The 7,149-nt window shown below is 62.5% G+C and carries 8 protein-coding genes; 3 read left to right on the forward strand and 5 right to left on the reverse strand.

Translation table 11 applies throughout. The features are described from left to right. Positions 1-55: 55 nt before the first annotated feature. The gene (locus MHX66_RS04260) at positions 56-691 is read right to left on the reverse strand and encodes an isochorismatase family protein (RefSeq protein ID WP_239200281.1); all 636 of its coding nucleotides are present in this window, start codon (positions 689-691) and stop codon (positions 56-58) included. 81 nt (positions 692-772) lie between these two features. After that, complete coding sequence (gene glyA / locus MHX66_RS04265; RefSeq protein ID WP_370646269.1) at positions 773-2,083, reverse strand: serine hydroxymethyltransferase; 1,311 nt, start codon at positions 2,081-2,083, stop codon at positions 773-775. A 244-nt stretch (positions 2,084-2,327) separates the two neighbouring features. Here glyA and coaA point away from each other — a divergent pair, with 244 nt between their 5' ends. Beyond that, positions 2,328-3,254, forward strand: coding sequence for a type I pantothenate kinase (coaA, locus tag MHX66_RS04270; protein WP_239200284.1), 927 nt, complete (start codon positions 2,328-2,330; stop codon positions 3,252-3,254). A 57-nt stretch (positions 3,255-3,311) separates the two neighbouring features. On the opposite strand, the gene MHX66_RS04275 is transcribed toward coaA, so the two are convergent. The 3 genes from MHX66_RS04275 to mca form a co-directional block, all read right to left on the reverse strand. Next, positions 3,312-4,082 (reverse strand): isoprenyl transferase, encoded by a 771-nt coding sequence (locus MHX66_RS04275; protein WP_239200286.1) that lies wholly within the window; start codon positions 4,080-4,082, stop codon positions 3,312-3,314. 10 nt (positions 4,083-4,092) lie between these two features. Beyond that, positions 4,093-4,512: a hypothetical protein gene (locus MHX66_RS04280; protein ID WP_239200289.1), complete on the reverse strand. Its 420-nt coding sequence runs from the start codon at positions 4,510-4,512 to the stop codon at positions 4,093-4,095. A gap of 115 nt (positions 4,513-4,627) precedes the next feature. Beyond that, positions 4,628-5,536 carry a mycothiol conjugate amidase Mca gene (gene mca / locus MHX66_RS04285; protein WP_239200292.1) on the reverse strand — a complete coding sequence of 303 codons (909 nt, stop codon included), beginning with the start codon at positions 5,534-5,536 and terminating at the stop codon, positions 4,628-4,630. A gap of 109 nt (positions 5,537-5,645) precedes the next feature. On the opposite strand from mca, the gene MHX66_RS04290 reads away from it, so the two are divergent. Together MHX66_RS04290 and greA are read left to right on the forward strand one after the other, a co-directional pair. Then, positions 5,646-6,080 (forward strand): DUF4307 domain-containing protein, encoded by a 435-nt coding sequence (locus MHX66_RS04290; RefSeq protein WP_239200312.1) that lies wholly within the window; start codon positions 5,646-5,648, stop codon positions 6,078-6,080. Between the two features lie 116 nt (positions 6,081-6,196). Beyond that, a complete protein-coding gene (gene greA / locus MHX66_RS04295) occupies positions 6,197-6,718 on the forward strand; it encodes a transcription elongation factor GreA (RefSeq protein WP_239200315.1) in 522 nt (173 codons plus the stop codon). Positions 6,719-7,149: the final 431 nt, after the last annotated feature.

Below are 7,149 nucleotides of genomic sequence, written 5' to 3' on the forward strand. Positions count from 1 at the left end.
GTCTAGTGACGCCCCCTCGCCATCGCCCTCTTGTGTACCCGCTAGCGCGGGATGGCTAGCGTGGTTGGGCGATAACCTCGGCGCCGGCAGCCCTGAGGGCGTCCAGAGCCTGGGTAGCGCCATCCTCGCTCACCGCGGCGCAAAGTTCCTCGATGACCGTCACGCCGAAGCCCGCCCGGAGCGCATCTTCGGCTGTAGCGCGCACGCAGAAGTCGGTGGCGATGCCCACGATCGTCACGTTTTCTACCTCGTGGGAGTTCAGCCACTGCTCAAGTGTCTGCTCCTCGCCCGCGAGGTGACCTTCGAAGCCAGAATATGCGGCGGTGTATTCGCCCTTGTGGAACCAGGCGTCCACCAGCTCGGGGTTCAGCTCGGCACAGACCTGCGCGCCGTGCGTGTCGGCTACGCAGTGGACCGGCCAGGTGTCCTTGTAGTCCGGCTCCTCCCCTTCTGGCGCGAAGTGGCCTTCGGGCTTGATGTGCCAATCCTTTGTGCCGACGATAAGCGGGCGGGCGGCAACGGAGGAACCGTCGCCTGCTTCGACTTCCTCCTCGGCGTGCACCAGGCCGCCCAGCCAGGCGTTGATCCCCCGTGCCACTTCTAGGCCCCGGTCGGTTCCCAGGGAACCATCGACGAAGTCGTTTTGAACGTCGACGACGATGATTGCATCCTTCACCTGCGTGCTGACCATAGTGCTAAACCCCAATTCTTATAGCCGCTATTCTCAAAGCCGCTTGCCTTGAAGCTGCCTGTCTTGAAGCCGCTGGGCTCCTTAGACCAGCTTCCAGTCTTCCAGGCCCTCGTACAGCGGGAAGTCCGCGGCAATCTTATCCACGCGGGCGCGCAGCGCAGCAATGTCCGCGTTGCCGGCCAGAGCAGTACCAATGATGTCCGCAACCTCGGTGAAGGCCTCGGTATCCAGGCCACGCGAAGCCAGGGCAGAGGTGCCGATGCGCAGGCCGGAGGTGACCATCGGCGGGCGCGGGTCGAAAGGCACTGCATTGCGGTTGACGGTGATGCCAACCTCGTGCAGCAGGTCTTCGCCCTGCTGGCCATCCAGCTGAGAGTTGCGCAGATCAACCAGCACCAGGTGTACGTCGGTGCCGCCGGTGAGCACCTGCACGCCAGCGTCCTTCGTATCCTGAGCGTTCAGGCGCTCAGCCAGGATCTTCGCACCCTCAAGGGTGCGCTGCTGACGGTCGCGGAACTCGTCGGTCTGTGCAACCTTCATGGCCACGGCCTTGGCGGCAACGGCGTGCATCAGCGGGCCACCCTGCTGTCCCGGAAATACGGAAGAATTCAGCTTCTTGGCGTACTCCTGCTTAGCCAGGATCATGCCGGAGCGCGGGCCACCCAGGGTCTTGTGCACGGTGGTGGAGACCACGTCAGCGTGCGGAACCGGCGACGGGTGCAGGTCCGCGGCAACCAGGCCAGCGAAGTGAGCCATGTCCACCCACAGCTTCGCCCCGACCTCATCGGCGATGGACTTGAAAGCTGCAAAGTCCTGGTGGCGCGGGTAGGCGGACCAGCCGGCGATCAGCACCTGCGGCTTCTCTGCAATGGCCTGCTCGCGGATCTTGTCCATATCCAGGCGGAAGGTCTCCGGATCCACCTCGTATCCGGCGACCTCGTAGAGCTTGCCGGAGAAGTTCAGGTGCATGCCGTGGGTCAGGTGGCCACCGTGTGCCAAGGACAGGCCCATGATCTTGTCGCCCGGGTTAGCCAGGGACATCAGGACTGCTGCGTTGGCCTGTGCACCAGCGTGCGGCTGCACGTTGGCGAACTCTGCACCGAAGACCTGCTTGGCGCGGTCGCGGGCCAGGTCCTCGACGACGTCCACGTGCTCGCAACCACCGTAGTAACGACGGCCCGGGTAGCCCTCGGCGTACTTGTTGGTGAGCACCGAACCCTGTGCCTGCAGCACAGCGCGCGGCACGAAGTTCTCCGAAGCGATCATCTCCAGGGTTGTGCGCTGGCGGCGCAGCTCACCTGCGATGGCTTCTGCGACCTGAGGATCCAGCTCCGCCAAAGGAGTGTTGTGCTGTTGCGAGTTCTGAGTGGACGAATCCTGCGGAGAAGTCACGTCTACCAAGGCCTTCCATTGTGGATGAATCTAAGAAAGATAAAACCGGTTGCTTATCTGCATCACCATCATAGCGAGTGCCCGCAGCGCCCTATACCCAACCCATACCTCATCCCAACCCCAGCCCACACCCACCCCACTGCCAAACTATTGCGGTCTCATTGCGACCCCATTGCGTTCCCATTGCGGTCCCATGACAAACCCAAAGCGATCCAATTTCACCTTGCCCCATTTTCGGGGCACAATGGGTGCTATGACTTCCCCCAGCCCTTACATTGAGCTGGACCGTACTCAGTGGCGCACCTTGAGAAAGTCGATGCCCCAGGTCCTCACCGAAGATGAACTGGAACAGCTCCGCGGCATCGGCGACGAAATCGACCTGGAAGAAGTCTCCGAGGTCTACCTGCCACTGTCTCGCCTGATCTTCCTGCGTGTCGAGGCGCACCGCAGGCTCAACGCCGCTACCGAAACGTTCCTCGGCGAGGCAATGCCGCAGATCCCTTACATCATCGGCGTCTGCGGTTCCGTCGCCGTAGGCAAGTCCACCACCGCCCGCGTGCTGCAGGTTCTGTTGCAGCGTTGGGAGACAAACCCGCGGGTGGACCTCGTAACCACCGACGGCTTCCTGCTGCCCACCGCAGAACTCGAGCGCCGCAAGCTCATGCACCGCAAGGGCTTCCCGGAGTCCTACGACCAGGCGGAACTGCTGAGCTTCATCACCAAGGTGAAGTCCGGCACCCAGAAGGTGCAGGCGCCGGTGTACTCCCACGAAGCCTATGACCGCATTCCGGACCAGACCATCACCGTCGACCGCCCGGACATCCTCATCGTCGAGGGGCTGAACGTTCTGCAGACCGGCCCCACCCTCATGGTCTCCGACCTCTTCGACTTCTCCGTTTACGTCGATGCCCGGCGCGAGGACATCGAGGATTGGTACATCGACCGCTTCCTGCGCCTGAAGAACACTGCGTTTAAGGATCCGAAAGCGCACTTCCACCACTTCGCCAACTTCAGCGATGAAGAGGCCACCGTGGTCGCTAGGGAAATCTGGCAGACCGTGAACCTGCCGAACCTCATGGAAAATATCCTTCCCACCCGCGTGCGTGCCTCTCTAGTACTGCGGAAGGGCCCGGACCACCTGGTGCAAAAAGTGCGGATGCGGAAGATCTAGCCCCGAGCTCTATCGCGGGCAGTTATCGTCCGCGCCCTATCGCCGGTTATCCCCGGCTTAAAGCCCGAAGCGACGGTGCCGCTGCGAGTAGTCGCGCAGCGCGCGCAGGAAATCCACGCGCCGGAAAGCCGGCCAATAGGTATCGGTAAACCAGATTTCCGAGTACGCGGACTGCCACAGCAGGAAACCGGATAGGCGCTGCTCCCCCGACGTGCGGATCACCAGGTCCGGATCCGGCTGCCCCGAGGTGTACATGTGGTTCCCCAGCGCCTCGGCGGTGATTGCCTCCGCCATATCCTCCGGCGCGGTCCCCTGCTCCGCCAGCTCGGCCACGAGGGTCTGCACCGCATCCACGATCTCCTGGCGCCCGCCATAGCCCACGGCCACGTTCACGCGCACGCCCGTGTGGTCGTCCGTTTTGGCCTGGTTTTCTTCCAGGCGAATGCGTAGCTGTTCAGGCAGTAGCTCCAGGTGGCCGACGGTGCGCAGCTGGAACCCGGCGTCAGAATCCGCCAATTCCTCGGCAACGTCACCAATGATGCTGCACAGCAACGACAGCTCCTCCGGGGAGCGCTTCAGGTTTTCGGTGCTGAGCAGGTACACCGTGACGGTTTCGATCCCCAGTTCATCGCACCATCCGCACATTTCCGCGATCTTCTTCGCGCCTACGCGGTGGCCGTGCGACACATCCGTGAACCCGTTCTCGCGCGCCCAGCGGCGGTTGCCGTCGGCCATGATGGCGACGTGCTTCGGCCGCGGCTTATCGCGCAGCGAGCGCGCCAGGCTGGCCTCGTACGCTGGGTATAGCAGCTGGGGGATGCGGTTCACGGTATTGATCCTACTGATGCTGGTTCGGGGGTTCTTCGCCATCCTTATTGACGCCCTTAGCCCGCGCCCGTTCCGCGTCAATAGCAGCGGGGCCGGTCAGTGTGCCGGAGGAGGGCAAGAAACGCTCATCTGTCTGCGGCACCTCGGTTCGGGCAAACATGGAACGCTTGCCGGCGGTTTCGTCGAAGCCTTCGGCCTTCATTGCAGCTTCCAGCTTCTCCGTGTCGAACAGATCAATGCCACGCGCATTGGCGAAAGCCTGGCGGCGCTCGAGGCGGCGGATGCGCTTGTTCATGGCGAAGCCGATGAGCAGCACAACCAGCAGCAAGATGACGATCACGAACAGGCCCACGGGGGCGGCCTTGCCGAACTCGGCGCCCTTCGGGCCGGTGCGCTCTGCCTGCGCAATGATCCAGGTGGCGGTGTTCATCGCTGGAAACTCCTTCTTGTTATCTGCCCATTAACTGTAGTTTGTCGCTCGCCTGTGGGGAAACCCTGCGCTGCGTGAATCAGGCTTGTGCTGCGTGAATCAGCCCAGTGCTGCGCTAATCCGCCGAATCCAGGCCCGCGAAGAGTTCCGTCTCCGGCAGCTCGCTGTGCACGCGCGACTGCGCGAGCTCGAACTCCTCGGTAGGCCACACCTGCTGCTGCAGATCCGTGTCCGCAAGGAAGAACGCCCCCTTCGGGTCAATCTGAGTGCGGTGGGCACGCAGCGCATCATCGCGGCGCTCGAACCAGTTGGCGACATTCACGCGGGTAGTCACGCGGGAGAAAATATCGGGCAGCTGCCTCCAGATCTCCAAGTGCCGCAGGACGTGCTCCGGCAGCTGCGCGCCGCGCTCGTACATGGCGGTGGCCAGGTTCTCGAAACGCTCGCGGATGAAGCCATGGGTGTAGTAGAGCTTCTTTACCTCCCAAGGTTCGCCGAGCTCCGGATGGTAGTTCGGGTCGCCGGCAGCCTCCCAGGCACGGACGGAAACCGCATGCACCTTGATGTGATCCGGGTGCGGGTAGCCGCCGTACTCGTCATAGGTGATGATGACGTGCGGACGGAACTCACGCACCACCCGCACAACGTTCTGTGTGACCTCTTCCGTGTCCTGCAGGGCAAAGCAGCCCTCCGGCAGTGGCGGCTTCGGGTCGCCCTCCGGCAGGCCGGAATCCACATAACCCAACCACTCATGCTCCACACCCAGGATGGAGGCTGCCTGAGCCATCTCCTCGCGGCGCACCTCGATCATCTCTCCGATGCCCTGCTCGGCCAGCTCCTGCATCTCTGGGTTCAGGATGTCCCCGCGCTCACCGCCGGTGCACGTCAGCACTTTCACCCGGTGCCCCTCATCAACATAGCGAGCCATGGTGGCCGCACCCTTGCTGGATTCGTCGTCCGGGTGCGCATGAATCGCCAACAGGCGATAACGCGGCGTAACTGCGGAAGATGTCTTTTCACTCACGCCAATACAATCTACTACCCAGCCCTCCCCTGCCCAATAGAGCCACCAGTCCAGGCAGCCCGGGGACGTGGGCGTCAATAATAAAAGGGTGGGCTAGACTAGAGACATCATGAAGGCGGCGAAGAAGAGCATCCAAGAAGAGCGCTACGGCGAAACGCGCAACCAGAAATTCTCCGGGAAAATCGTTGTAGTAATCCTGGCCGTAATGCTGGCAGCGGCGCTGACCTATGCGGTCACGCAGTTCATGCGTAATTCGGAAGCGGATGTCACGGCGCAGGAATCTGGCGGAGAGATCGTCTCGGACGAGCGCATGACCATGAGCATCGACGTCACCCGCAAGGATCCCTCCAAGCCCGCGTACTGCATCGTCACCGCCCTGGACTACGACAAGAACGAAGTCGGGCGCCGCGAGTTCGTCGTGCCACGCGGCGGCGAAGAAGTAGAGCGCTTCCTGGTAGACATCCCCACCCGCGAGCGCGGCTACGCAGCCACCGCCTACGGTTGCGCCGCCACGCTACCGCCGCACCTCGACCCGCGCGACTAGGCCGGGCAGCCCAGGTAGCCTGGCGCCCAGGTGCTACACTTTGCACGCCTGCTTAATAATCTATTGACGCCCACGTGAGAGACCGCGTCAACCTTCAACGAAGATGGGAGAACCCAATGGCCGAGAACCAGACTCGCTGGCTGACCCAGGAATCTTACGACCGACTGAACGCAGAGCTGACGGCTCTGAAGGAGAACCGTCCAGTGCTGGCTGCCGAGATTAACGAGCGCCGCGAAGAGGGCGACCTGAAGGAGAACGGTGGCTACCACGCGGCCCGCGAGCAGCAGGGCCAGGAGGAAGCACGCATCACCTACCTGGAGGAGCTGCTGGATAGCGCCACCATCGGCGAGGCTCCGCAGGAGTCCGGCGTGGCACTGGTTGGTTCCGTGATCCACGTTTACTACGACGGTGACGAGGACGATAAGGAGACCTTCCTGATCGGCACCCGTGGCCTGGAGTCTTCTAACCCGGACCTGGAGACCTACTCCACCGATGCTCCGCTGGGTGCGGCCATCGTCGGCGCCAAGGTTGGCGAGACCCGCGAGTACCAGACCCCCACTGGCGATACCGTCTCCGTGACGATCGTTGCCGCTGAGCCTTACGACCCGGACCTGGACGTGCCACGCGCGGAGCAGTAGTTTCTGCTGGTCCGGCTGGCGGCTTTAGCCGGCTGCGGCTGCGGCTGGCTGGTCCGGTTGTATTTAAAAAGGGCGCCTGCGGGCGCCCTTTTGCTGTTTTCTGCCTTTCAGGCCTACCCGCAGTGCCCAATACTGCCCGGCCGTGCCCGGCAAGCACCTCGGCGACACGTTTCCCACCCCGGCAGCGGCCATTGCCACCCCTCGGAGCGGTTATTACTACCCCTCGGAGCGGCTAAATGTCGGAAAAGTTGCAATTTGTTATTGGGAGACATTCTCACTTACCTAAACCTGCAGGTCAGAGCGATTTGTTACTCACGCGTCGTTGGCAGGAATTCTAGTTTTGCAACTTTACCGACATCTAGGCCTGAGAACTGCAACATTTCCGACATTCCCGCCCCGCGCTCTCTTTTTCCACCCCCGCCACTGTCTCT

The organism is Corynebacterium sp. ACRPH, assembly GCF_022347285.1.
Lineage (GTDB): Bacteria > Actinomycetota > Actinomycetes > Mycobacteriales > Mycobacteriaceae > Corynebacterium.